The organism is Lysinibacillus sp. NPDC056185 (assembly GCF_047737915.1).
In the GTDB taxonomy this organism is placed as follows: Bacteria; Bacillota; Bacilli; order Bacillales_A; family Planococcaceae; genus Lysinibacillus.
The window spans coordinates 59,729-84,234 of record NZ_JBLLLQ010000004.1 but is presented as its reverse complement, the minus strand read 5'-3'; the positions used below and the strand labels follow the sequence as shown (position 1 = coordinate 84,234).

Here is a 24,506-nt window from a genome sequence, read left to right as displayed (position 1 = left end):
TTTAAAACATATGCCTTGTATTAGTTGATTGGAGTGGAGACTGGGCGACTCCTTGGGGATCAGCGTCACAGATGAGACCCTGCAGCGAAGCGAAGCGGCTCACCGGACGCCCCCAGGAAAGCGTCCAGTCGGAACGGAAATTAACCCCACGCTATGGTGATAATTCTTCTAATTGATAAAAGTGATTAAATCAACATTAATCTAAATGGCCGCTATTAAATAAAGAAAGAAGTGATTGTTTTGATTTCGAAGCGGCAAACAGTTGCCTGGCTTTCTCCTTTTCTAGTACTTGTCTTGTTATTTTTCTTAGTACCGTTACTGTATATGCTCATCACAAGCTTTCAAAATAGTGATGGTTTTACACTCGCACAATATCAATCTGTACTAACGAATGATTACATTTTACAAGGCTTTACAAATAGTATTACACTGTCCGTTATTTCGGCAGTCATTGCCTTAATTGTTACCCTATTTGCTGTTTATGCGATTATGAGATTTTCTGAGCCAGTGCGCGAGAAAATTTTAATACTGACAAACTTAACATCAAATTTTTCAGGTATTCCGTTAGCTTTTGCGTTTATCGTATTACTTGGTAATAGTGGGCTTTTTACATTGCTATTCGATAAATGGGGTATCGGCACATTATCATCATTTTCTCTTTATAGCTGGGGTGGCTTGTTACTGATTTATATTTATTTTCAGCTACCATTAGCTTTAATGCTTTTATACCCAATCTATGATGGAATTCAGCAACAATGGAAGGACGCAGCAGCATTACTGGGAGCTTCTACTTGGCAGTTTTGGATGAAGATTGGGATCCCTGTTATGCTTCCAGGGATTGTTGGAACATTTAGCGTATTGTTTGCCAATGCAATGGGTGCGTATGCCTCAGCCTATGCGCTAACTAGCAGTAATTACAATTTAGTAGCCATTCGTATTGGCTCTCTTATTAAGGGAGATATTTTTGCTCAACCAGAGCTGGCAAGTGCTATTGCTGTAATACTAGCAGTAACGATGGTGACGGCGATGCTGTTAAGTGAATGGAGCATTTCAAAAACAAGGAGGAAGTTATAGTGAAAAAAAGAGGCTTTGCTGATTTATTTTTCCTCCTGTTAGTGGTGTATTTAGTGTTGCCAGTTGCTGCAACAATGCTTTACGCCTTTGCGACAAAATGGAATAAGACCATTTTGCCAGAAGGATTAACATTTAAATGGCTTGCTACATTATTTCAGGATGCAGAATTTATACAGGCGTTTGGACGTTCTGTTTTATTGTCGAGTGGGGCTGTAGTGGTTGCATTGCTCGTTATCGTACCGGCTATTTTTGTGATCGTGTTGTATTTTCCAAAATACGAAAAATGGATTCAGATGGCTGTTGTGATGGTGTATTCATTTCCTGGAATTATTTTAGCAGTTGGGCTCATTCGTGTTTACAGCAAATTTGGTGTGCCGATGATTCTCGTTGTTTTAGGGGCATATGTTATCGGTATCCTACCTTACATTTATCAGGGGACACGCAATAGTTTACGGAATGTAGATGCACGGCAGCTTTTAGATGCAGCACAATTACTGGGAGCATCGAAAGTGCAGGCATTTACTAAAATATTATTACCTACTGTTTACCCAGGCTTATTTGCAGGTGCATTATTATCGTTTTCCGTACTTTTTGGAGAATTTGTACTGATTAATCTTGTTGTCGGTTCTCGCTTTGAAACAGTACAAATTTATTTAATGAAGAAGCTTAGTACAAGTGGACATATTGCTAGTGCAGTTGTCTTTATTTATATCGTTCTTATGGGCTTATTAACGTTCGCTATTGCAACATTAACGAAACGATCGAAAGGTGCTACAAATCTATGAGTTATATTGTGATTGAAGGACTTCATAAAAAATATGGATCAACAACGGTTTTATCAAATATAAATATGAAGATTGAAAAAGGTGAATTTATAACTCTTTTAGGTCCGAGTGGCTGTGGTAAGAGTACAATCCTACGTATATTAGCGGGCTTAACAGATGCATCTGCGGGAAAAATTATCATAGAAGACAAGGATATGAATGGTGTTCAATCAAAGGATCGCCAAGTTGGTATGGTGTTTCAATCATATGCGTTATTTCCAAATATGACAGTGAAAGAAAATGTAGCCTTCGGTTTACGCATGCAAAAAGTAAATACTGCTGAAGTGGATCAACGTGTTCAAGAAATGCTTGAAATCGTGCATTTAAGTGAAAAAGCGAATGCATATCCGAAAGAATTATCTGGAGGTCAGCAACAGCGTGTTGCCCTTGCTCGAGCGCTAATTGTACGTCCAAAAGTATTGCTGTTAGATGAGCCGCTCAGTGCGTTAGATGCCCAAATTCGTAAGAAACTTCAAGCAGACTTACGAGCGATTCAACAAAAGCTAGGTATAACGATGATTTTAGTGACGCATGACCAAGAGGAAGCAATGGCTGTTTCTGACAGAATATTTGTGATGAATAATGGGATGATTGCACAAAGTGGAACACCTACTGCGATTTATACAAGCCCTGAAAGTGAATTTATCGCTAATTTTATCGGACATTACAATGTTTTTACGCGTCAAGCCCTTGAGAAAATGATTGGCGAGACATTGCCAAAAGAATACTCGAAATTTGCGATTCGACCAGAAGCCATACATCTCAATCAGAGGCAGGGGGATGTTTGTATGACTGGAGAGGCGAAGCAGTCATTAATGAGCGGCAATGTTATTCGGACAACGTTAGAGGGTGAAAGTCTCTTTACGATGGAACAGCTACACCAACGAGGGCATTCGTTTGAACTTGGTAAGCAATATGTGTGCTATGTGGCGAGGGAAGATGTGATTGCATTATCATGACATATGCAAAAATTGAACGTTTTGAATTTATTTTAAAACAATTAGAGGCTGATGAAAAAATTATTGTTGCCAATATTGCAGAAGAATTACAAGTGGCACCAGAAACGATTCGTAGGGATTTTGATGAGCTAGAGCAACAGCATTTATTAACGAGAGTACACGGAGGAGCTGTAAAGTATACGAACGTTAGAAATGAACCAGCATTTTTGCGCAAGCTTCAAATGCAAAAAGAGGCAAAGCGCGATATAGCTCGTTTAGCAGCTAGTCGTATATGTGATGGGGATACTATCGCGGTGGATACAGGGACAACGACTGTGCATATTGCAGATTTTTTATTGGCAGTCAACGATATAACTGTCGTAACCAATTCAATCGCTGCAGCTGTACAATTTAATTTGGCTATAGAAGAGCGGCGGATGACGGGGAAAGTTATATTACTTGGAGGAACGACCAATCCAAGGCAATCCTCAGTAACAGGAGCTATGACATTAGAATTATTAGGAAATATGAATTTTGATAAAGCATTTATATCGTGTGGTGGTATAAGTGATGGTATCGTGTACGATTATGATTTGGATGAATCGTTAATTTCTAAAAAAATGCTTGACCGTAGCAAGATGAACTTATTATTAGCGGATGCATCTAAAATAAATGGTAAGTCCTTTTATCAAATTTGTCACATTGAAGAGTACTCAGAAATTCTTTGTGATATATCTTGCCCATTAGAGTGGCAAATGTATGAGGGAAAGTGGACTGTATGCAATGGAGGGAAATCGGATGATTGATTATCATGTACATTTAGAGGAGGGGCCATATTCATTTCGATGGCTGGAGCGTACTTCTCAGGCAATTAGATTTTTTAATGAAGATGAAGGAGCAACAAAAGGTTCTAAAGCATTTATAGAGCTACAAATGCAGCAGTTATCAAAGCGTTTACAGAATGGGTGCTATAGTGAAGAATGGTTAGATTTATATTTACAACAAGCAAAGCAGCTTGGTTTGCGCGAGGTTGGGATTGTCGACCATCTCTATCGTTTCAAGGAGACGCGACCATACTTTGAGCGATATATGCAATTAGATGACAATGAAGTTGGTAGAATTCAGCGTTACTGGCTTGATCGTGTGATGACGGAAAGCATGGATGATTTTGTGTCAGCTATTAATCGAGCAAAGGAAAAGTGGAGTCGCCATGGTATTTCCTTAAAGCTTGGCATCGAGGTAGATTATTTTGTCGATGGTGAGGAAGAATTAGCATCATTATTAGAAGGTTACCCGTGGGATTATGTCATCGGATCTGTCCATTTTGTCGATGGCTGGGGCTTTGATAATCCTCAAACACAATACATATTTGAGGACATGGATGTAGCAGCCTTACAGGAAAACTTTGCACGATTTTTTGCTACAGTAGAAAAAATGATCATCTCGAATATGTTTGATTTTGTGGCGCATTTAGACAACTTTAAAGTGTTCGACTATCAAGTGAAGGACACGGCTTTTCTTGATTCTTGGTATGAAAGAATTGCAAAGGCACTTGTGACCACACAAACTACCACTGAAATAAATGCCGGTTTATATTATCGCTATCCAGTAAAGGAAATGTGCCCTGGCCCCCGTTTCTTGCAAATTTTAATTGAACACGGTGTAGCCTTTACAGTTTCCTCAGATGCGCATTTCCCGGACGATTTAGGCAAACATACATTTGCCAATGTAGATTTGCTTAAGAGCTTCGGCGTTCAATCGATTGTTGGATTTGATCAACGCGAAAAACAATATATAGAACTATAATAAACGTCGCCGTTGATGAATATCTTCGGTGATTTTTTGTTTTTAGGAAGGGTGGTGGATGGGCTTCGGTGAGGTGATGGATAGGTTGAGCAAAGCGACGGATATAATCATTAAAGTGAAGGATGGAGTCAGCGAAATGATGGATAGATTGATCAGAGCGACAGAAAGAACCGGCAGAGCGACGGATAGAAAAGGCAAAGCGACAGAAGGAACTGCCGAAGAGACGGATAGAAATCAAAGCGACGGAAAGAACCGGCGAAGTGACGGAAGGAATCGTCCAAGCGACGGAAAGAACTGACGAAATGACGGAAAGAACCGGTAGAGCGACGGATAGAAAAGGCAAAGTCGTGGATAGAAAGGTCAAAATCGTGGATAGAACCGTCAATAACATGGATAGAATCATTAAAATCGTGGATAGAACCGTCAAAATGATGGATAAAACCGACGAAGCAACGGTAGGAACTATAGAAGTGACGGATAGAAGTCAAAGCGACGGAAAGAACTGTCAAAGTGACGGATAGAAGTTAAAGCGACGGAAAGAACTGTCAAAGTGACGGATAGAAGTTAAAGCGACGGAAAGAACCGACGAAGCGACGGAAAGAACCGGCGAAGTGACGGAAGGAATTGTCCAAGCGACGGAAGGAACTGCCGAAGAGACGGATAGAAGTCCAAGCGACGGAAAGAACTGGCGAAGTGACGGAAGGAATCGTCCAAGCGACGGAAAGAACTGCCGAAGAGACGGATAGAAATCAAAGCGACGGAAAGAACCGGCAGAGCGACGGATAGAAAAGGCAAAGTCGTGGATAGAAAGGTCAAAATCGTGGATAGAACCGTCAATTACGTGGATAGAATCATCCAGCGACGGAAAGAACTGCCGAAGCGACGGAAGTAATCATCCAAGCGACGGAAAGAACTGCCGAAATGACGGATAGAAATCAAAGCGACGGAAAGAACCGACGAAGCGACGGAAGGAATTGTCCAAGCGACGGAAAGAACCGGCAGAGCGACGGATAGAAAAGTCAAAATCGTGGATAGAACCATCAAAATCGTGGATAGAACCATCAAAATGATGGATAGAAGCGCCAAAGCGACGGATAGCCCCTGCCCCCGCAAATCTGACGAATCCCCCTGCAACCTAACAAAAATATTCATCTAGCTAAGCGTAATTAAGTCTAAACCGCGACATTTAGTACGCAAACCTTGTAGGATGTTGCCATTATTCAGTATAATAGTAAAATGGGAATTCAAATGTATGGAATTCGTTTGAAAGGAGTTACCTGATTGCAATGAATGAAGAACAACGCTTAGCAAATCAACAAGTCAATCAACCAAAAAAAGAAGATAAGCCTGAAAAGGATTATAGTAAATATTTTGAAACGGTCTTTACGGCACCTTCATTAAAAGATGCTAAAAAACGTGGGAAAGAAGAAGTTAAGTACCATAAGGACTTTAACATTGCAGAAGAGTTTGCAGGTATGGGTACGGGGCGTACTTTTTATATTCGTACGTATGGCTGCCAAATGAACGAGCATGATACGGAAGTGATGGCTGGGATTTTTATGCAGCTAGGTTATACGCCTACAGATGTGATTGATGAAGCTGATGTAGTGCTACTGAATACGTGTGCTATCCGTGAAAATGCAGAAAACAAAGTATTTGGAGAACTGGGCTTCCTACTAAAATATAAACGTAAAAATCCAGAAATGCTTATTGGGGTTTGTGGCTGTATGTCACAGGAAGAATCCGTTGTAAATAAAATTTTAAGAAGTTATCCACATGTCGATATGGTGTTTGGTACACATAATATTCACCGTTTACCGAACATTTTAAAAGAAGCATATATGTCTAAGGAAATGGTCATTGAGGTTTGGTCTAAAGAAGGCGATGTTATTGAGAATCTGCCGAAAAAACGTCTTGGTTCCATTAAAGCTTGGGTAAATATTATGTACGGCTGTGATAAATTCTGTACGTATTGTATTGTACCTTATACGCGTGGTAAGGAGCGTAGTCGCCGTTCAGAGGAGATTATTGCTGAAGTTCGTGAATTAGCGGCTGCGGGCTATAAAGAAATTATGCTGCTGGGGCAAAATGTCAACGCTTACGGCAAGGATTTTGAGGATATTGAATATCGACTTGGTGATTTAATGGATGAATTACGAAAAATTGATATTCCACGCATTCGTTTTACAACGAGTCATCCACGTGACTTCGATGATCATTTAATCGAAGTTCTTACAAAACGTGGTAACTTAGTTGAACATATTCATTTACCAGTACAATCTGGTTCAAATGATGTGCTAAAAATTATGGCGCGTAAGTATACACGTGAGCATTTCCTTGGATTAGTAGCGAAAATTAAAGCGGCTATTCCGGAAGTAACACTAACGACTGATATTATCGTAGGCTACCCTAATGAAACAGAGGAGCAATTTGAGGAGACATTATCCTTGTACCGTGAAGTAGGCTTTGAAATGGCCTTTACTTATATTTATTCTCCTCGAGAGGGTACACCTGCTGCCAAAATGGTGGATAATGTACCTGAAGAAGTGAAAAAAGAACGTCTCCACCGTTTAAATGAAGTTGTAGGAGAATACTCTCGCAAAGCATTAGAGGGCTTGAAAGGTGAAGTAGTAGAAGTCTTAGTCGAAGGTACAAGTAAAAAACGCGAGGATGTGTTAGCTGGCTATACGCGTAAAAATCGTCTTGTAAACTTTAAAGCGCCAGCAGATCTAATTGGTCAATTAGTGAAGGTAAAAATAGTTGAGGCTACTTCTTATTCACTAAGTGGTGAGTTCGTAGAAGTAGTAAAAAATGAAAAGGTGGAAGCGTAAATGTCACAAGTATTATATACAAAAGATGATTTAATCAAGAAGTCACACGAAATTGCGCATATGATTGCCAATACGCCAGAAGTTGAATTTTTCAAAAAGGCTGAAGCGCAAATTAATGAAAACCAACAAGTACGTGAGCGTATTGCAGGCCTAAAAAGCCTACAGAAGCAAGCTGTTAACTTCCAACACTTAGGGAAAGAAAAAGCGCTTAAATTAATTGAAGATAAAATCGAAAAAATTGAAGAAGAAATCAACTCAATCCCAGTGGTTCAACAATTTAAAGAATCTCAAGTTGATGTCAATGATTTATTGCAATTAGTTTCGAACACAATTGCTAACAATGTTACAAATGAAATTGTCCGCTCAACTGGTGGGGATTTACTTCGTGGAGAAACTGGCTCATACGTAGCCAATACAACACCAGGCAGCTGCTCATAAACATAATAGAAGTAATAGCTCGAATGCTGGCATTCGGGCTATTTTTATGGGTTTAATACTCGTAGAAATTAGCGCAATTCAGACAAAAAAGTATGAAAAAGTCAGTAATTTGATTCTATAAAAATATATGTTCACCCAATAGGCGCTACCTGCATATGATGGAGTGAAAAGAGTCAAAGGAGGAATTGCGCTGAAACGTTTACGACAAATCGTGACGAGAGCAGTAGTTGCCAAAGGGAAGAAGAGAACGGAAGAACGTGTAACATTAAGTCCATCGAATAAACCGACGAGTATACTCGGGTGCTGGGTTATCAATCATACTTGCTCCGCGAAAAAAGTCGGTAAGTTTGTAGAAGTATCAGGGAAGTTTGATGTCAATGTATGGTATGCCTATAGTAGTCATTCGAAAACAGCAGTGTTTTCTGAAACGGTGCACTATAAAGACAAAGTGAAGCTTTCATTTAGAGAAGGCGAAGTGAGTACTGGTGATGATGTTCGTGTACGTGTCGTTCAAGAGCCAAACTGCATAGAGGCAATCATCTCTCCATGTGGTACGAAGTTTGAAATCGTAGTAGAACGTGAAGTTGTAGTAGAGGTAATGGGAGAAACGACGATTTGCATTAGTGTACATCCACTAGATTTCGAAGAGGAATGGAACTTTGATGAGAGCTCATCTTCGTCTTCATCTAGCTCCAGTTCCAGCTCATCGTCTAGCTCGAGTGAAGAAGGTAGGTATGTTTTAGAGTCCTCATCGTTTCCTGATGAACGACCAAGATAATACTGAAGATTTTATACATGCGAAGCGCTAGCATCTTAAAAAAAGGTGAATTAAGCGTTTCGCATGTATCTTTTGTTATAATAAAAATATCTATATGGTTAGAGCGAGGTAAATTTTAAAATGACAACATATACACCAATGATGCAACAGTATTTGCAGGTAAAGGAAGATTACAAGGATGCCTTTTTATTTTTTAGATTAGGCGATTTTTACGAGATGTTTTTTGAGGACGCTATTAATGCCTCTCAGCTTTTAGAAATTACATTAACGAGCCGGGACGCGGGTGCAAAAGAGCGTATTCCAATGTGTGGCGTTCCGCATCATTCGGCAAAAAATTATATTGAAACTCTTGTGCAAAAGGGTTATAAGGTTGCAGTTTGTGAGCAAACAGAAGATCCAAAGCAAGCAAAGGGTGTAGTGAAGCGTGAAGTTGTACAGCTTATTACACCAGGTACGATCATGGAAGGTAAGGCGCTTGATGGTAAAACCAATCATTTTATTGGTGCTGCGGAGCAATTCGACGATATGACATTTGGCTACGCTTATTTAGACTTATCTACAGGTGAAGCAGTAGCCTCCTCGATTGAGGGCGACGGTAAAGCACTTTTATTGCAAATGCAGGCATACGGTATTCGTGAACTAATTGTAACGGAAAGTTTGCAGCTTCTTTTAGCAGAGCATGCAGTAAACGCAGGTATCGTCCTTTCTATTGGAACAGATGAAATGACAATGGATAAAGCCGCGCATTATTTAGATGCGGTGCCAAATGATTTGCAAATTGCGTGCCTTCGTTTGCTCGCTTATATCGATAAAACACAAATGCGTTCTTTATCACATATTCAAGCATTTACTTACAATGAAATGAAAAATTATTTACGTATTGACTCTAGCTCAAAGCGTAATTTAGAGCTTATTCAGTCTATTCGAGGTGGCGATCAAAAGGGCACACTTTTATGGTTGTTAGATGATACAGTGACAGCAATGGGTGGACGTAAGTTAAAACAATGGTTACACCAACCTCTTGCTTCACGTGCTGCCATAGAAGAAAGACTAGCAAACGTCACTGATTTATTAGAGGAATACTTTGTAAGAACAGAGCTTCAGGCCTCTTTAAAACAAGTATATGATTTAGAGCGTTTAGCTGGGCGTGTAGCTTTTGGTAATGTTGGTGGACGAGATTTAGCGCAGCTACGTGATTCATTGCGTCAAGTACCTGCTATTCAGCAGCAATTACTTGGTACCGATAAAGAAACATTGAAAAAGCTAGGTGCAGCGCTTGATATGTGTGCAGATGTAGAGGCACTATTAGCTCGTGCTATTACAGACAATCCACCAATTACAATTAAAGAGGGTGACGTCATTCGCGATGGCTATGATGCGCGCTTAGATGAACTACGCTATGCTTCTCGTAATGGGAAAGATTGGATTGCACAGCTAGAGCAAGAGGAACGGGTGAAAACTGGCATTAAAAACTTAAAAATCGGCTACAATCGAATTTTCGGTTATTATATTGAAATTACGAAATCTAATATCCATTTAGCAGATTTAACACGTTATGAACGTAAGCAAACGTTGGCAAATGCCGAGCGTTATATTACACAAGAGCTTAAAGAAAAAGAAGCGTTAATTTTAAATGCTGAGGAAGAAAGTTTAACGTTAGAGTATAACTTATTTGTGGCAATACGTGATGAATTAAAGGTATTTATTCCACGTGTCCAAGCATTAGCGTCAAGCATTAGTGAGCTAGATGTACTATTAAGCTTTGCGAGTGTTTCAGAGAAATACCGTTTTACGAAGCCGGAGTTTCATGGCGGACGTTCGCTAGAAATTATTGAAGGGCGCCATCCGGTTGTTGAGAAAATGCTTAATAAGCAAATGTATGTACCAAATGATTGTGTACTTGAGGAAAACAACAATATGATGCTTATTACAGGTCCGAATATGTCCGGTAAAAGTACGTATATGCGTCAAGTTGCACTAATTGTTGTCATGGCGCAAATGGGCTGTTATGTGCCTGCTGAAAAAGCTAGATTACCAATTACAGATCAAATCTTTACACGCATCGGTGCAGCAGATGATTTAGCTGCGGGACAATCAACATTTATGGTGGAGATGTTAGAATCTCAGCACGCCATTACGCATGCTACAAAAAATAGTTTAATGTTGTTTGATGAAATTGGTCGTGGGACATCTACTTATGATGGTATGAGTCTTGCTCAATCCATGATGGAATACATCCATGACAAAATTGGAGCAAACACGCTGTTTTCAACTCACTATCATGAATTAACGGCACTCGAAAAGGAGCTTTCTCGACTGCAAAATGTACACGTATCGGCTACTGAAAAAAACGGCACGGTTGTCTTTTTGCATAAGGTGAAAAAGGGCGCTGCCGATAAATCTTACGGAATTCATGTAGCACAGCTTGCACAATTGCCAGAGGAAATTTTAGCAAGAGCACAAGTGCTACTTGAAAACTTCGAGGCCGGAAACGAAGCTGGAAACGAAGTCAGAAACGAAGTAGCCGTCTTACAAAAAGTTGATGAAAAGCCAGTTGTTGAACAGCCAGAGCAAATGTCACTATTTACGGAGGAAGAAGCAATCTCACCAGCAGAGACAGAGGTGCTTAAAAACCTAGAAAAAGTAAATATTCTGGGCACTTCACCGATGCAAGCGATGAATATTTTATACGAATTACAGCAGCAACTAGTAAACGCAAAAAAGTAAAGGAGTGATGCGCTATGGGAAAAATACAAATTATGGACGAGTGGCTGTCCAATAAAATCGCAGCAGGGGAAGTAGTTGAAAGACCAGCCTCTGTAGTAAAAGAGCTTGTTGAAAATGCCATTGATGCAGGAAGTACGTCCATTGATGTTTTTTTACTAGAAGCGGGCCTCACTTCAATTCAAATAATTGATAATGGTAGTGGTATGGATGAAGAGGATGCATTAATATCATTCTCTCGCCATGCGACAAGTAAAATTCATCAAGAACACGATTTATTTCGTATTCGTACCCTTGGCTTCCGTGGTGAGGCCTTAGCTTCCATTGCATCGGTGTCAAAAATGACACTAATTACATCTAATGGTGAATCAGGAACGTATTTAGAGCTTGAGGGTGGGCATATTGCTACACATAAACCTGGCCCTTTGCGCAAGGGAACAGATATTACAGTGGCACAGCTATTTTTCAATACACCTGCTCGATTAAAATATATGAAAACAATACAGACCGAGCTTGGACATACAATTGATCTGATGAACCGTCTTGCACTCGGAAATCCACAAATTGCGTTTAGATTATTGCATAATGGCCAGCAATTGTTACAAACAAATGGACGAGGAGATGTACAGCAAGTATTAGCTGCCATTTACGGTGTGCATAATGCTAAAAAAATGGTGGCATTCAATGGAGAGTCACATGATTATAAAATTTCCGGTTTCGTATCATTACCAGAGGTGACTCGTGCTTCGAAAAACTATATGTCGTTGTTTGTGAATGGTCGCTGGGTGAAGCATTATTTGGTACAAAAAGCGATTGTAGACGCTTATCATACGTATTTGCCTATTGAACGTTTTCCAATTGTAGCGCTCTATATAGAGGGGGATCCTTATTTAACAGATGTCAATGTTCATCCTGCCAAACATCAAATTCGTTTAAGTAAGGAGCCTGAGCTTCTTAAGTTAATTGAAGAAACAATACGAGAGAAAATCCGCAACGTTATTCGAGTACCGCTAATGGAAAAGAAGGAGAAAGTGGTAAAGCCTGCGACGGAGCAGTTAAATATTTGGAAACCAGCACCAAAGCTTAATGTGGAGAAAATGAATGCCATTGTAGAAAAACTTTATGATGTGCAAACAGTGCAGGAATCGAACACATTAGACCCTATAGTGCCACAACCTGAAGCCGTCCCTACTACCATTGAAGATAGCTGGCAACCGGCACCAGTGATGGAAGTGAATTTTCCTGAAGAAGTGAATCTTGTGAATCCTCCTGAAGAATTGAAGCTAGAGGAGCCAGTGGAAATTCTAGAGGATGAGCCAGCTAAAGAACCATTTCCTGCGCTTGAAGTGGTAGGGCAAATTCACGGCACGTATATTGTTGCACAAATGGAGGATGGCTTTTATTTAATTGATCAGCACGCTGCTCAGGAGCGTATTAAATATGAATTTTTCCGTGAAAAGGTCGGTCAGGTGAACCCAAATGAGCGTCAGGCTTTATTGCTTCCATTGACCTTCCATTATGCTGCTGACGAGGCTCTTATATTAAGAGAAAATAGACAGGAGTTAGAAGCTGTTGGCGTATTTTTAGAGGAATTTGGACAGGCTTCATTTGTAGTGAGAGAGCATCCTAGCTGGTTCCCTAAGGGAGAAGAACAAGAAATTATTGAGGACTTAATTGAACAGGTATTGACAACTAAAAAGGCGGACGTCAAAAAATTACGTGAGGCAGCAGCAATTATGATGAGCTGTAAAAAGTCGATAAAGGCCAATCATTATTTAACGAAAGAGCAAATGGATACGTTACTGCAAGATTTACGCAACGCCGACAATCCATTTACTTGCCCACACGGACGTCCAGTGCTGATACATTTTACAACGTATGAAGTGGAAAAAATGTTTAAACGGGTAATGTAGATGAAACGCCTGACAATAATCATGAACAACATGAATAGTCCATGCTGCATAAAGGAATTTTATAGGTAAAGCATAATACAAATGACTCATCACCAAAAGTTGTGGATGCCATTTGTTAAAACGTATGCCATAAGTTGATTGGAGTGGAGACTGGGCGACTCCTTGGGGATTAGCGATATAGAGGAACGAAGGCTAAAAGCATCACGTCCTGTGATAACGCCTTCGTGACCAACATCCTGTTGGCCCGAGACCCTGCAGCGAAGCGAAGCGGCTCATCGGACTCCCCCAGGAAGCTCTGCTCTGCGCGAAAGCGAAGCGTCAGCGGCAAATGTTTTATCTGTGCGAAAGCGAAGCGACAGCAACAATTGGTTTCTGTAGCGAAAGCAAAGCGGCAGCTACAAAGCGCCCAGTCAGAACGGAAATCAACCACACGTTATGGTGATGAACTATACAAATGACATTAGAATTTCTATGCTTAAAGTTATTGCTAGTTATACAGGCTGTCATACGCAATAGAGGTTACACATATTTTCAAATTATAGCTAATGGGGGAAAAAAGTTATGTTTTCATTTGAACATCGTCCTAAAATTATGCATTTTTTAGAGCAATATAGCTTTGATGTTTTAGTCATTGGTGGCGGCATTACTGGTGCTGGCATTGCGCTTGATGCAGCATCTAGAGGGCTATCGGTCGCTTTGATTGAGAAGCAGGATTTTTCTGCTGGCACATCAAGCCGTTCAACAAAGCTTATTCATGGTGGGCTTCGTTATTTAAAGCAACTTGAAGTTGGTGTAGTAGCCGAGGTTGGGCGTGAGCGTGAAATTGTTTATGACAATGCTGTTCACGTGACAACTCCTGAAAAAATGCTACTACCATTATATAAGAAGGGCTCACTTGGACCATTTACAACATCAATGGCACTGAAGGTATATGATCGATTAGCAGGTGTTAAAAAGCATGAACGTAGAACAATGTTAAACGCTCAGGAAACGGCAGCGCTAGAGCCTTTACTCAATCAAGATGAACTTATTGGTGGTGGCTATTACGTTGAATATCGTACGGATGATGCCCGTCTGACAATTGAAGTGCTGAAAAAAGCTGTAGAATATGGGGCGCTTTGTTTAAATTATGCGGAGATGACAGAATTTTTATATGAGAAGAAAAAGCTTGTTGGGGTACAAGTGAAGGATCATGTTACAGGGAAAACGATTGAAGTACATGCTGCGCAAATCGTTAATGCAACTGGACCTTGGGTGGACGAGGTTCGCCAAAAGGATAAAGTAGCAGACAAAAAGCAATTACGTCTCACGAAAGGAGTTCATATTGTCTTTGATCAAAAGGATTTTCCATTACGACAAGCAGTGTACTTTGATATAGTAGATGGGCGTATGGCCTTTGCAATTCCACGTGATGGTAAAGCCTATGTAGGGACAACAGATACAGTTTACGAGGGAGACCCTGTACATCCTGTCGCTACCCAAGAAGATGTTGACTATTTAATTGCTGCTGCAAAAACTGTCTTTCCAACGGCAAATATTTCAAGAGATACAATAGAATCGTCGTGGGCAGGTGTGCGTCCACTTATTTTTGAAAAAGGAAAGGATCCATCCGAAATTTCACGCAAAGATGAGATATGGACGGCTCCGAGTGGACTAATGACGATTGCGGGTGGCAAACTAACGGGCTACCGTCAAATGGCAGAAACAATCGTTGATAAAATTGTGAAAACCCATAAATATAAGCACGCAAGTCCATGTGTAACACGTGAATTATCACTTTCGGGTGCAAAAGGCATTAATGCCATTAATTTCACTGATTATAGTACGTATAAAGCTAAAGAGGGCGTTCAGTATGGTCTAAATTATGATGAAGCAAAACAGCTTGTACAAAAATATGGCACGAATGTCGATGCATTATATAACCAGGTGAAATATTTGCATGAACATGGAAGTTCGATGCCCCTGGCCCTACATGCAATGCTACTTTATGGCATAGAAGCGGAAATGGTGTACACACCAAGTGATTTCTTTATCCGTCGAACAGGCTTATTATACTTCGATATTGATGCGGTAAAATGTTATAAACAGCAGGTCATTCAAGTTATGCAACAACATTTTAACTATACAGAGTCACAAAGAAATACTTATGTCGCTCAACTAGAGCAAGCTCTTGTAAATGCAACAAATTTTGCGGAGGAAGGAGTGTAGGCAATGCGTTATATTGAAATGTCAGATGGCCATTTTCTGTTTACTCGCACATTAAAGCCATCGAAGCCATGTATTGGCCATATTCATATTTTACATGGTATGGCGGAGCATAGTGGACGTTATGTTAAATTTGCCAATAGCCTAAATGAAGCTGGCTATGCAGTGACAATGCATGATCATCGAGGGCATGGAGAAACAGCAGCTTATAATGGCACACTAGGTTTTTTTGCTGAAGAAAATGGGTTTGATCGCGTCGTAGAGGATGCACATGAAGTAGTTACAATATTGCATGAACAATTTACAGATGTACCTTTGATTTTATTTGGTCATAGTATGGGATCGTTCATTACTAGAAGATATATTCAATTGTACAGCGATCAAGTGGATAATGTGATTCTTTGTGGAACAGGAAGCGTTACAACATTGCATACGATGGGGAATCTAGTAGCAAAAGTAATGGCCAAACAGCTTGGTAAAGATACGGAGAGCAAGTTATTAAATAAGCTGAGCTTTGGTAGCTTTAATAAACAGTTCCCAAATTCGAAGACTGCGTATGACTGGATATGTTCAGCAGAAGATGAGGTGCAAAAATATATCGATGATCCGTATTGCGGCTTTATTCCAACAAATCAATTTTTTGTCGATTTAACAACAGGTTTTATGTCGTTAAATCGTAAAAAAGAGATAGCCAAAACAAAAAAAGACTTACCTATATTATTGATAAGTGGTAGTAAGGATCCAGTCGGAGAACAAGGCCAAGGTGTATACGCTGTAGCACAACAATTGGCGGAAGCGGGCATACAGGATGTAACGGTTTACTTATTTGAGGATAAGCGCCATGAAATCCTAAACGAAGACAATCAAGATTCAGTCTATCAAGTTTTATTACGGTGGTTAGAAAAATATGATACAAGATAAATTACAGCAGGCAGAGGTCGTAGCAATCGTAGGGCCTACTGCTTCTGGGAAAACAGCACTAAGCATTGAGTTAGCAAAAAAATATAATGGCGAAATCATCAACGGTGACTCCATGCAAATCTATCAAGGCTTAGATATTGGTACAGCGAAAATTACTGAGGAAGAGATGGAGGGTGTACCCCATCATTTACTAAGCTTCAAAGAGCCGACAGAGTCCTTTTCAGTAGCAGACTATCAAAAATTAGTGCGAGCTAAAATTGCAGAAATTCAAGCGAGTGGTAAGCTACCGATTATTGTAGGAGGCTCAGGTTTATATGTGCAGGCAGTACTCTTTGATTTTCAATTTACAGAGGAGCAGGTAGATGAAGAGGCACGAAAAGCCTATTATGCAGAACTGGAGAAATTAGGTCCAGAGGCAATGCATGCTAAGCTTAAAAAACTTGATCCACAAACAGCTGAGACAATTCATCCAAATAATACTCGCCGTGTTATACGTGCGTTAGAGATGATTGAGCTTAGTGGCGTTTCAAAGGCATCCGAAGCCCAAAATCGTGGAGAAGTTCCACTTTACAATCATGTGATTATAGGGCTTGGGCAAAATATGTCACGTGAAGTGCTCTATGATCGTATTAACCGTCGTGTCGATATAATGATGGAAAAAGGGCTTTTAGAAGAAGTAAAAGGCTTATGGCAGCAAAATATACGAGGTGTACAGTCAATACAAGCAATCGGCTACAAGGAATTATATGATTACCTAGATGGAAAATGTTCTTTAGATGAAGCTATTGACAGCTTAAAGCAAAATTCTCGCCGCTATGCGAAAAGACAACTAACTTACTTCCGAAACAAAATGGATGTATATTTTGTTAATAATGACGAAAAACTTTAACTAATTCTTAAAAATCACTAATTGCTAAATTGGTAGAACGTGCTAATATAGGAATGAAGAGGTAGAAAGAGAGCATAGGGAGGCATATTTGATGAAATCAATTAACTTGCAAGATACATTCTTAAACCATCTACGTAAAAACAATGTTTTTGTCACTGTGTTTTTGTTAAACGGATTTCAGTTAAAAGGAACTGTGAAATCCTATGATAATTTTACAATTTTATTACTAGATGCTGAAAGCAAGCAACATCTTATTTACAAACACGCTATTTCTACATTTGTTCCAGCAAAGCAAGTAGATTTTTTAGAAACAGAAGAATAGAAACATTAGAAGTAAAACAGTTAGTGTTCATGACACTAGCTGTTTTTTTGCCTTCAGGCTATAATGTAAGAGGAAATCGACATATTGGAGGACTACACAGATGAAAACTATGGATACAACAGAAATATTAGAACTATTAGATGCGAACGAAGATCTATACATTATTGATGTTCGTGAAGATGATGAGGTAGCACAAGGCATGATCCCTGGTGCGCAACACATTGCTCTTGGGACAATCCCTGAGCGCTTAAATGAATTAAATGCTTCTAAGCCATACATTATCGTTTGTAAGGCAGGCGGTCGTTCAGCAAATGCTTGTGCATACCTAGAAGCTCAAGGCTTTGACGTAACAAACCTTGAAGGCGGCATGCTTGCTTATGATGGAGAGTTAGAATTTAAATAATTGTCGTTTAAAACCCTCGTTTAGGCGAGGGTTTTTCTTATACATTCGAGTTGATATAAGATTGAAGCAATTCATTATCGTTTGGTAAAATGTGTTATAATTGCAACATGTAAGGAGGGATTAGTATGTATCGAACAATAGCACCCCCAACAATGTCTTTACAGTAGAATCTGCTGTTTAGGCATTCAATAAAAGCTTGCTAATTCTCAATAGATTCTACTGTATATAAAGACTATATACATGTAGAAAGTAGGAATTAGAAATGAGCGGGAAACTATCTTTTATTTTATCAATGATTATTTTTGGAGCTGTCGGTGTTTTTGCAAAATATATTAAGTTACCTTCAAGTGAAATAGCCTTTTGGATGAGTCTCATTGGCTCTTGTTTTTTACTTTTGATTTTCCTATCAAAAAAAGAAAGGTTTACGAAAACAACTATTTTGCAAAATAAATGGCCATTGGTACTTTCGAGCTTTGCCTTATGCGGAAATTGGATTTTCCTTTTCCAAGCGTACAAGGAAACAACTATCGCAAATGCAGCTCTAAGCTACTATTTTGCGCCAGTACTAGTGATTTGTTTGTCACCTATAGTTTTGAAAGAGAAAATAATATTAAGAAAAATTTTTTATGTTTGTGTTGCGCTTGTAGGTCTGTATTTTATCGTTCAAAGCCAAACTACCGAAACGAGCGAACATTATATCGGTATTGTATATGGGCTTATTGCAGCTTGTTTCTATACAATAGTTACATTCACCAATAAGTATATTCATGGATTAAAAGAGCCCGATAATACGATTATTCAACTTGCTTTAGCAGCGTTATTCCTTGCTCTTTACCTTTTTGGGACTAATGGGTTCCAAATAATGAAAATCGATATAAAATCAATTAGTTTACTTATAGCGTTGGGCATTGTCCATGCTGGAATAGGCTTCTATCTGTTCTTTTTGGGAATGCGTCATCTAAAAGGGCAAAGTATAGCTATTTTAAGCTATATTGATCCACTGACATCATTAGTAATTTCGACGATGATTATAGGAGAGAAAATGGCGACCCTACAAATACTAGGCGCTATCCTTTTACTCGGCGCAACATTTCTGAGTGAAATAGATAAAACAAAGTTGATATCACAGCAATAAACGGACAGAAAGCTCCCAAAAGCCTATTTGGCATTAGGGAGCTTTTTCTAGCATAGGGAATAGAATTATGAAGAATAAAGAAGTGAACTACTCGCCACTTAGCAAAGCTTGATGTTGTAGCTTCTCAGTTCCACGACGTTAGCAACCTTGATCTTTTTCTGTAATAGAAGCACTTTGAATATATTCTGCATAATTTATTAATTTTCTTTAATATTGTGCCAAGCACCATTCTTTAGTTTCTTGGTCGGCAAAGGATGCTTCTACACTATTTATATAAATTTGTCGATAATCTTCTTCGCTTAGATTAAATTCATTGTTAACTAAATGGATTTCTTTTGCCATTGTAGTATCAGATACTGTTCTGTTATCCGTATTAAATGTCACTTTTATTCCATCTTTATGAAACTTATAAATCGGATGTTCAGAATAATGATGAACAGCTTTCGTTTGGACATTACTAGTTGGACACATTTCAAGCACTACCTGTCTTTCTTTCACAATCTTATATGCCTCGGCACAATCTTTAATAAATACTCCGTGTCCTATTCTTTCAGCACCCAACAGTTCAACAGCCTCTAGAACATTTTTACCAATTCCTGTTTCACCGGCATGAATAGTGACTCTGTAGCCATATTCTTTGGCTAAAGCAATTGGATCTACGAATTTTTCACAAAAGCCTTCTTCTTCGGATGCACATAGGTCAATTGCCACCACACCTTTTCCAAGGAACTTTTTCCCCTTTTCAACCACCTCAAATGCGCTTTCTACAGACATAGTCCTCATGCAAGACAGGATTATATTTCCCTTTATTTCGTAGCAGCTTTCGGCGTCTCTCATCCCATCTATAACAGCTTGAATAACTTCTTCAACACCAAGACCTTGTAATGTGTGAAGTAACGGGGCAAATCTGACTTCTAAATATTTCACATTTTCCCTTGTTGCATTCTCAAATAGCTCAAAAGTAATTCTTCTTAAGTTCTCCTTAGACTGCATTACTAAATTAGGAAGAGAAAATCTTTTTAAATATTCGTCAAGGGATTCACATTCTAACGGAGCAATCAGCTCCTTTTGCAGTACATCCTTATCAAAAGAGGGTAACTGAATGCCTTCCTTCTGTGCAATATCGATAATAGTTTCAGCCCTAAGGCTTCCATCCAAATGACAGTGTAGTTCAATTTTGGGCAATGCTAAAAAGTTCATTTTTGACCTCCTGAAATAAATTTTTAGATTAAAATACAAAAAAATTCCTGACTACAAAGAAAATACAAGTTTTGTACTTTCTTCGTAATCAGGAATTTCGGTTCCTGGTAGAGACCCCCAAACCATATTATTGGGGTTATACGAAATATATTATTGAATTCATTTGTGATTTTCAATATGATAATAGAAAAATTTCGGATTGTCAACATGGTCCATACCTTTTTCAACAAAACTGCTTCGTTCGTTTAAGTACATTTCTTCAAATAGTTATTTGTTGTTATTAAGAGGAAAAGGCTCTTTTGATTTACATTTCGGAGTACCGAATGCCAACATTCATTATTATCTCTTACACCTAATGATCCTTATATCGATAGACCACTCGCCCAAATCCCTTTAAAACCGACTTCCTCTACAACTTTTGCGGAAAGACCGTTATGGGATTCCATTAAAAATTCAAGTTTGTCTGAATATATTTTTTTAAAAAAATTCGTCCTTTTTTTCAATATCTCCCATCTCCCCATACTCGACATGTCTATATGACTAAAAGTAAAGATTAGCAGGGCAAATATATTAGAAGCTAATGATTTTGAAATCAATAAAATGGATGCATTGAGAACAATCATAATGCTACTTTTCTAGTGTAGAAAATTTATTATGACTCTAACAGAAAAATAGGAGATATTAGTCGCGTTACCAAGTCTCACTCACCCATGCAAGATAAATCTATTTACATACAATACAGTAACCTCCATAAGTGGGGAGGACTACACTATTAATACAAAAGAAATAAAAATATCTAACTAAATGAGGTGAGTTTATTGAAAAATGGACTTGGAAAATGGGAACAATTCTTACTTTTAAAACAAAATCCTTTAACAACTGACTGCATTCCAGAAACAACACTTTACAGTCTAGAAAATCTAATCTATTTATTAAATAGGTATGAGTATGTTTATGTGAAACATAATAGCGCTGGACAAGGAAGAGCAATTTATAAAGTCTGCAAAAGAAAAGATGGACACTATTGTTTTAACGGATTTACCATGCAAGGTGAAGAAATAAGTAAATGTGTGGCAGCAATTGAGGATTTCCACCAAGTTCTACATCCATATGAGAAACACGGTAGATTAAGCGGAATTTATATTATACAGGAGGGGGTTAAAAGTCTAACCCCTGATGGGGATTCAATATCCATTCGTGTTCATGTTCAAAATCTAAAGGGAAAATGGATAATTGGTGGAATTTACGGAAGGCTTGCAACTGAGGATCATGGGATTGTCAATTCAAATCGGGGTTCTCAAGCAATATCGATTGAAGAATTATTATCAGGTTATTTGATGATGGATAATACAAAGAAAGATCAAACAATAGACTCTCTAAAAGAAGATTCAATTTTAGCATCTGAAGTAATAGCATCCCACTTTCCTTGTAGAGAATATGGCATTGATTTTGGAATAAATCTTGAAGGAAAACCTATATTATTTGAAGTAAATACAACGCCAAGCATACGTAGTTTTGCCAAAGTTGATAGGGCGATCTGGAAGAATATTGTTGAGATTAGGAAAATGCAAAATGAAGGCTAAGTTTGAAATGTAGTTATTTTTCATGTTAGTCATCAGCATATTTCTATTCAATAGACTTACATCAAAAAATTACTTTCCCTACTATAATTTTAGGAAAGAAGAAACTTAATTGCATCCGTTACTTGTGAACGAATAGGGATTTACCTAGAAAAAATGGATTATGGTTGGGTAGGCGCGATATGAATCAATTTTCGAAGGAATGCCTGGAACAATTTTCCGTTTAATCAAATATATTGACACAAAAACCACTTTGACGTAGATTTAAAGTAATTGCATAAAAGCATTAGGTGCCCATTGCGGGAGAATAGGGAATAAAGTGAAAAGCTTTAGCGGTCCCACCACTGTAAAAGGGAGTTTCATAGAGAATGCCACTAGCGTCTTGCTGGGAAGGTTCTATGAAATGTTGAAATTGAGCCAGGAGACCTGCCTATCTGCTTCGGTTATATAGACGATGGAAAAGTCTGTAGTTTATTTGTTATGGAATAAACTACAGGCTTTTTATTTTTTTCTCTAAATCATTCTTCGAGTGACAAGGGCAAAAAAGAAAGGGGAAATTTTCATGCAATTATTACAACAGACGATTCAAAACATTCAAAGTGCTGACAACAAAATGATGGAGAAGGCAAGGGAACGCATAGATGCACTTTGCAAGCCTCCTGGAAGCTTGGGGAAACTGGAGGCTCTTGCTGTACAACTATCTGGAATTACAGGAGACCTATTTCCTGCGATTGATAAAAAGGCGATAATTGTCTGTGCAGCAGACCATGGTGTTTGTGATGAAGGGGTAACACCTAATCCACAAAATGTGACGGTCTTTCAAACATTAAATTTTCCTAGAGGAGGAACAGGTGTCTGTGCTATCGCAAAAATCACAGATGCAAAAATTGTTACAGTAGACGTTGGTGTAAAAGAGGATATTCCACATGATGCTGGTGTTATCATGAAAAAAATTAAATATGGCACGGACAATATGGCAAAAGGTCCTGCTATGTCAAGGGAAGAAGCCATTCAATCCATTGAAGTAGGAATTGAGGTAGCAACGGAAGAAATTAAAAAAGGAATCAATGTACTCGGGACAGGCGAAATGGGGATCGGTAATACGACTCCAAGTGCTGCAATATTATCGGTTCTTCACGAATGTCATCCAAATGAAGTGACAGGCTTTGGTGCAGGAGTAGGACCAGGGGGGATAGCACATAAAGTAGAAGTCATTCACAATGCTATTGCATTAAATAAACCAAATCGCGATGATGCTATTGATATTCTTGCAAAGGTCGGTGGATTAGAAATAGGCGCTATGGCTGGAGTAATACTTGCCGCCGCCGCACATCGTAAACCTGTTGTTATTGATGGTTTTATTTCTACCATCGCTGCCCTTATCGCATACGAACTCGAACCAAACGTAAAAGACTATATCATTCCATCTCATGCCTCTGAAGAACCAGGTGCAAAAATTGCTGCTGAAATGCTCGGAGTTGAACCGATGTTGCAGATGAATATGCGATTGGGTGAGGGCTCTGGTGCAGCTTTAGCCTTTCCTATTTTAGACGCAGCATGCTCTATGATGAAAAATATGGCTACTTTAGAAGAAGCTATGTTGCTGTTGAAAAATTAACTTTAGCCGCTGCTGTGGATGCACGGAGTTTGTGATAAATAAGGAATTTATAAATTCAAAAAAGCCCAAATCTGATATTTGGGCTTTTTAATTATGCAACAGTATAACTATGCTCGATTCAACCTCCGTAACGGTAAACGCCATTTCTTCATGTATGAAAGTATTCTTAGTACTGTGATCACTCCAAATAATACATATAAAAAGATATCCCCTGAAAATAGTTGAAGTCCGATGATAAGCCCGGCTAGCGCTGCCCAAACACCATAGATTTCATCACGAAGAACTAACGGTTTACGTCTAGCTAATAAATCACGAACAATTCCACCACCTGACCCTGTTAAGACAGCAGCTACAATAACGGCACTAATAGGCATGTCGAGCTTCACAGCATAAAGGGCACCTTGAATCGCAAATGCCGATAATCCGATAGCATCAGTGAAATTGCCCCAGCGATGCCAATGCTGAATGAGACGATGTGGAAATAAGAAAAAAATTGTAATGGCTGCAATGGCAATTTGAAACATCATATCTTGCCCCCACAATGTTGTTACAGGTAAACCTATGAGTAGATTTCGTATAGCTCCACCGCCGAAAGCAGTTACGATACCGAGTATATATACACCGAATAAATCGTATTCTTCCTCCATTGCTATTATTGCCCCAGAAATTGCGAAGGCAATTGTTCCGATGATACTAAAAACCTCCCAAGCCAACCCTTTCACCCCTTATGTGAATAAATCATTTCATGTTGTTGTAGATTAGTTACTAGAAAATATTAAAGTTACCTTTTTTTGTATCTAGAAGTTTTTGCAAAGAAAAGCATCGACTTTTGATTCGGAATTATCAGATATCAAATACCTTATTATAACAGAATTAAATAGATTTAGTTGGTCATTTAACTTAGTGC

23 protein-coding genes and 2 riboswitches are annotated in these 24,506 nt (G+C 38.9%); of the genes, 18 read left to right on the top strand and 5 right to left on the bottom strand.

Going from position 1 to position 24,506, the window contains the following annotated elements:
* Nucleotides 1-231: 231 nt before the first annotated feature.
* The 5 genes from ACMZ42_RS05830 to ACMZ42_RS05810 are packed head-to-tail and all read left to right on the top strand — an operon-like array spanning nt 232 to nt 4,642.
* Complete coding sequence (locus ACMZ42_RS05830; protein ID WP_415730887.1) at nt 232-1,074, top strand: ABC transporter permease; 843 nt, start codon at nt 232-234, stop codon at nt 1,072-1,074.
* Nucleotides 1,074-1,859 (top strand): ABC transporter permease, encoded by a 786-nt coding sequence (locus ACMZ42_RS05825; protein WP_370075130.1) that lies wholly within the window; start codon nt 1,074-1,076, stop codon nt 1,857-1,859. The genes ACMZ42_RS05830 and ACMZ42_RS05825 overlap by 1 nt, the downstream gene beginning before the upstream one ends.
* A complete protein-coding gene (locus ACMZ42_RS05820) occupies nt 1,856-2,857 on the top strand; it encodes an ABC transporter ATP-binding protein (RefSeq protein WP_370075129.1) in 1,002 nt (333 codons plus the stop codon). The genes ACMZ42_RS05825 and ACMZ42_RS05820 overlap by 4 nt, the downstream gene beginning before the upstream one ends.
* A complete protein-coding gene (locus ACMZ42_RS05815; RefSeq protein ID WP_370075128.1) occupies nt 2,854-3,642 on the top strand; it encodes a DeoR/GlpR family DNA-binding transcription regulator in 789 nt (262 codons plus the stop codon). Before ACMZ42_RS05820 ends, ACMZ42_RS05815 begins: the two co-directional genes overlap by 4 nt.
* A complete protein-coding gene (locus ACMZ42_RS05810) occupies nt 3,635-4,642 on the top strand; it encodes a histidinol phosphate phosphatase domain-containing protein (RefSeq protein WP_415730886.1) in 1,008 nt (335 codons plus the stop codon). The genes ACMZ42_RS05815 and ACMZ42_RS05810 overlap by 8 nt, the downstream gene beginning before the upstream one ends.
* Here ACMZ42_RS05810 and ACMZ42_RS05805 read toward each other — a convergent pair.
* The 3 genes from ACMZ42_RS05805 to ACMZ42_RS05795 all read right to left on the bottom strand — a co-directional run bounded on the left by ACMZ42_RS05805 (nt 4,575) and on the right by ACMZ42_RS05795 (nt 5,755).
* The gene (locus tag ACMZ42_RS05805; protein WP_415730885.1) at nt 4,575-5,069 is read right to left on the bottom strand and encodes a hypothetical protein; all 495 of its coding nucleotides are present in this window, start codon (nt 5,067-5,069) and stop codon (nt 4,575-4,577) included. The genes ACMZ42_RS05810 and ACMZ42_RS05805 overlap by 68 nt on opposite strands.
* 137 nt (nt 5,070-5,206) lie before the next feature.
* Nucleotides 5,207-5,479 carry a hypothetical protein gene (locus tag ACMZ42_RS05800; RefSeq protein WP_415730884.1) on the bottom strand — a complete coding sequence of 91 codons (273 nt, stop codon included), beginning with the start codon at nt 5,477-5,479 and terminating at the stop codon, nt 5,207-5,209.
* Nucleotides 5,480-5,755 carry a hypothetical protein gene (locus ACMZ42_RS05795; RefSeq protein WP_415730883.1) on the bottom strand — a complete coding sequence of 92 codons (276 nt, stop codon included), beginning with the start codon at nt 5,753-5,755 and terminating at the stop codon, nt 5,480-5,482. It abuts the gene before it with no gap.
* A gap of 173 nt (nt 5,756-5,928) precedes the next feature.
* Here ACMZ42_RS05795 and miaB point away from each other — a divergent pair, with 173 nt between their 5' ends.
* The 11 genes from miaB to ACMZ42_RS05740 all read left to right on the top strand — a co-directional run bounded on the left by miaB (nt 5,929) and on the right by ACMZ42_RS05740 (nt 19,201).
* Nucleotides 5,929-7,473, top strand: coding sequence for a tRNA (N6-isopentenyl adenosine(37)-C2)-methylthiotransferase MiaB (gene miaB / locus ACMZ42_RS05790; RefSeq protein WP_415730882.1), 1,545 nt, complete (start codon nt 5,929-5,931; stop codon nt 7,471-7,473).
* A complete protein-coding gene (locus tag ACMZ42_RS05785) occupies nt 7,474-7,911 on the top strand; it encodes a RicAFT regulatory complex protein RicA family protein (protein WP_370075121.1) in 438 nt (145 codons plus the stop codon).
* Nucleotides 7,912-8,074: 163 nt separating this feature from the next.
* Nucleotides 8,075-8,689, top strand: a complete 615-nt coding sequence (cotE, locus tag ACMZ42_RS05780) for an outer spore coat protein CotE (protein WP_370075120.1) — start codon at nt 8,075-8,077, stop codon at nt 8,687-8,689.
* 120 nt (nt 8,690-8,809) lie between these two features.
* Entirely contained in the window at nt 8,810-11,416 is a 2,607-nt protein-coding gene (gene mutS / locus ACMZ42_RS05775) for a DNA mismatch repair protein MutS (protein ID WP_415730881.1), read from the top strand.
* A gap of 14 nt (nt 11,417-11,430) precedes the next feature.
* The gene (gene mutL, locus ACMZ42_RS05770) at nt 11,431-13,326 is read left to right on the top strand and encodes a DNA mismatch repair endonuclease MutL (RefSeq protein ID WP_415730880.1); all 1,896 of its coding nucleotides are present in this window, start codon (nt 11,431-11,433) and stop codon (nt 13,324-13,326) included.
* Nucleotides 13,327-13,887: 561 nt separating this feature from the next.
* The gene (locus tag ACMZ42_RS05765; protein WP_415730879.1) at nt 13,888-15,534 is read left to right on the top strand and encodes a glycerol-3-phosphate dehydrogenase/oxidase; all 1,647 of its coding nucleotides are present in this window, start codon (nt 13,888-13,890) and stop codon (nt 15,532-15,534) included.
* 3 nt (nt 15,535-15,537) lie between these two features.
* Entirely contained in the window at nt 15,538-16,452 is a 915-nt protein-coding gene (locus tag ACMZ42_RS05760) for an alpha/beta fold hydrolase (RefSeq protein ID WP_415730878.1), read from the top strand.
* On the top strand, nt 16,439-17,341 hold the full coding sequence (gene miaA, locus ACMZ42_RS05755; protein WP_370075115.1) for a tRNA (adenosine(37)-N6)-dimethylallyltransferase MiaA: 903 nt from the start codon (nt 16,439-16,441) through the stop codon (nt 17,339-17,341). Before ACMZ42_RS05760 ends, miaA begins: the two co-directional genes overlap by 14 nt.
* Nucleotides 17,342-17,432: 91 nt before the next feature.
* Nucleotides 17,433-17,663: an RNA chaperone Hfq gene (gene hfq / locus ACMZ42_RS05750; RefSeq protein WP_370075114.1), complete on the top strand. Its 231-nt coding sequence runs from the start codon at nt 17,433-17,435 to the stop codon at nt 17,661-17,663.
* Nucleotides 17,664-17,763: 100 nt separating this feature from the next.
* Nucleotides 17,764-18,066 (top strand): rhodanese-like domain-containing protein, encoded by a 303-nt coding sequence (locus tag ACMZ42_RS05745; RefSeq protein ID WP_415730877.1) that lies wholly within the window; start codon nt 17,764-17,766, stop codon nt 18,064-18,066.
* A 262-nt stretch (nt 18,067-18,328) separates the two neighbouring features.
* Nucleotides 18,329-19,201 (top strand): DMT family transporter, encoded by an 873-nt coding sequence (locus tag ACMZ42_RS05740; RefSeq protein WP_402868008.1) that lies wholly within the window; start codon nt 18,329-18,331, stop codon nt 19,199-19,201.
* Between the two features lie 207 nt (nt 19,202-19,408).
* On the opposite strand, the gene add is transcribed toward ACMZ42_RS05740, so the two are convergent.
* On the bottom strand, nt 19,409-20,401 hold the full coding sequence (gene add / locus ACMZ42_RS05735; RefSeq protein WP_370075111.1) for an adenosine deaminase: 993 nt from the start codon (nt 20,399-20,401) through the stop codon (nt 19,409-19,411).
* A gap of 65 nt (nt 20,402-20,466) precedes the next feature.
* A riboswitch (purine riboswitch) is annotated at nt 20,467-20,565 on the bottom strand.
* A 654-nt stretch (nt 20,566-21,219) separates the two neighbouring features.
* Between add and ACMZ42_RS05730 the strand changes: the two genes are divergently transcribed.
* Nucleotides 21,220-21,984: a YheC/YheD family protein gene (locus ACMZ42_RS05730; RefSeq protein WP_370075110.1), complete on the top strand. Its 765-nt coding sequence runs from the start codon at nt 21,220-21,222 to the stop codon at nt 21,982-21,984.
* A 268-nt stretch (nt 21,985-22,252) separates the two neighbouring features.
* Nucleotides 22,253-22,430, top strand: a riboswitch (cobalamin riboswitch).
* Nucleotides 22,431-22,543: 113 nt separating this feature from the next.
* Entirely contained in the window at nt 22,544-23,599 is a 1,056-nt protein-coding gene (cobT, locus tag ACMZ42_RS05725; protein WP_415730876.1) for a nicotinate-nucleotide--dimethylbenzimidazole phosphoribosyltransferase, read from the top strand.
* A 107-nt stretch (nt 23,600-23,706) separates the two neighbouring features.
* Here cobT and ACMZ42_RS05720 read toward each other — a convergent pair whose 3' ends face one another.
* On the bottom strand, nt 23,707-24,312 hold the full coding sequence (locus ACMZ42_RS05720; RefSeq protein WP_370075108.1) for a trimeric intracellular cation channel family protein: 606 nt from the start codon (nt 24,310-24,312) through the stop codon (nt 23,707-23,709).
* Nucleotides 24,313-24,506 lie beyond the last annotated feature (194 nt).

Coding starts and splice junctions, on each gene's coding strand:
- ACMZ42_RS05820 (WP_370075129.1), top strand. CDS start 1,856: ATGAGTTATATTGTGATTGAAGGACTTCATAAAAAATATGGATCAACA.
- ACMZ42_RS05815 (WP_370075128.1), top strand. CDS start 2,854: ATGACATATGCAAAAATTGAACGTTTTGAATTTATTTTAAAACAATTA.
- ACMZ42_RS05810 (WP_415730886.1), top strand. CDS start 3,635: ATGATTGATTATCATGTACATTTAGAGGAGGGGCCATATTCATTTCGA.
- miaB (WP_415730882.1), top strand. CDS start 5,929: ATGAATGAAGAACAACGCTTAGCAAATCAACAAGTCAATCAACCAAAA.
- ACMZ42_RS05785 (WP_370075121.1), top strand. CDS start 7,474: ATGTCACAAGTATTATATACAAAAGATGATTTAATCAAGAAGTCACAC.
- mutS (WP_415730881.1), top strand. CDS start 8,810: ATGACAACATATACACCAATGATGCAACAGTATTTGCAGGTAAAGGAA.
- mutL (WP_415730880.1), top strand. CDS start 11,431: ATGGGAAAAATACAAATTATGGACGAGTGGCTGTCCAATAAAATCGCA.
- ACMZ42_RS05765 (WP_415730879.1), top strand. CDS start 13,888: ATGTTTTCATTTGAACATCGTCCTAAAATTATGCATTTTTTAGAGCAA.
- ACMZ42_RS05760 (WP_415730878.1), top strand. CDS start 15,538: ATGCGTTATATTGAAATGTCAGATGGCCATTTTCTGTTTACTCGCACA.
- miaA (WP_370075115.1), top strand. CDS start 16,439: ATGATACAAGATAAATTACAGCAGGCAGAGGTCGTAGCAATCGTAGGG.
- hfq (WP_370075114.1), top strand. CDS start 17,433: ATGAAATCAATTAACTTGCAAGATACATTCTTAAACCATCTACGTAAA.
- ACMZ42_RS05745 (WP_415730877.1), top strand. CDS start 17,764: ATGAAAACTATGGATACAACAGAAATATTAGAACTATTAGATGCGAAC.
- ACMZ42_RS05740 (WP_402868008.1), top strand. CDS start 18,329: ATGAGCGGGAAACTATCTTTTATTTTATCAATGATTATTTTTGGAGCT.
- add (WP_370075111.1), bottom strand. CDS start 20,401: ATGAACTTTTTAGCATTGCCCAAAATTGAACTACACTGTCATTTGGAT.
- cobT (WP_415730876.1), top strand. CDS start 22,544: ATGCAATTATTACAACAGACGATTCAAAACATTCAAAGTGCTGACAAC.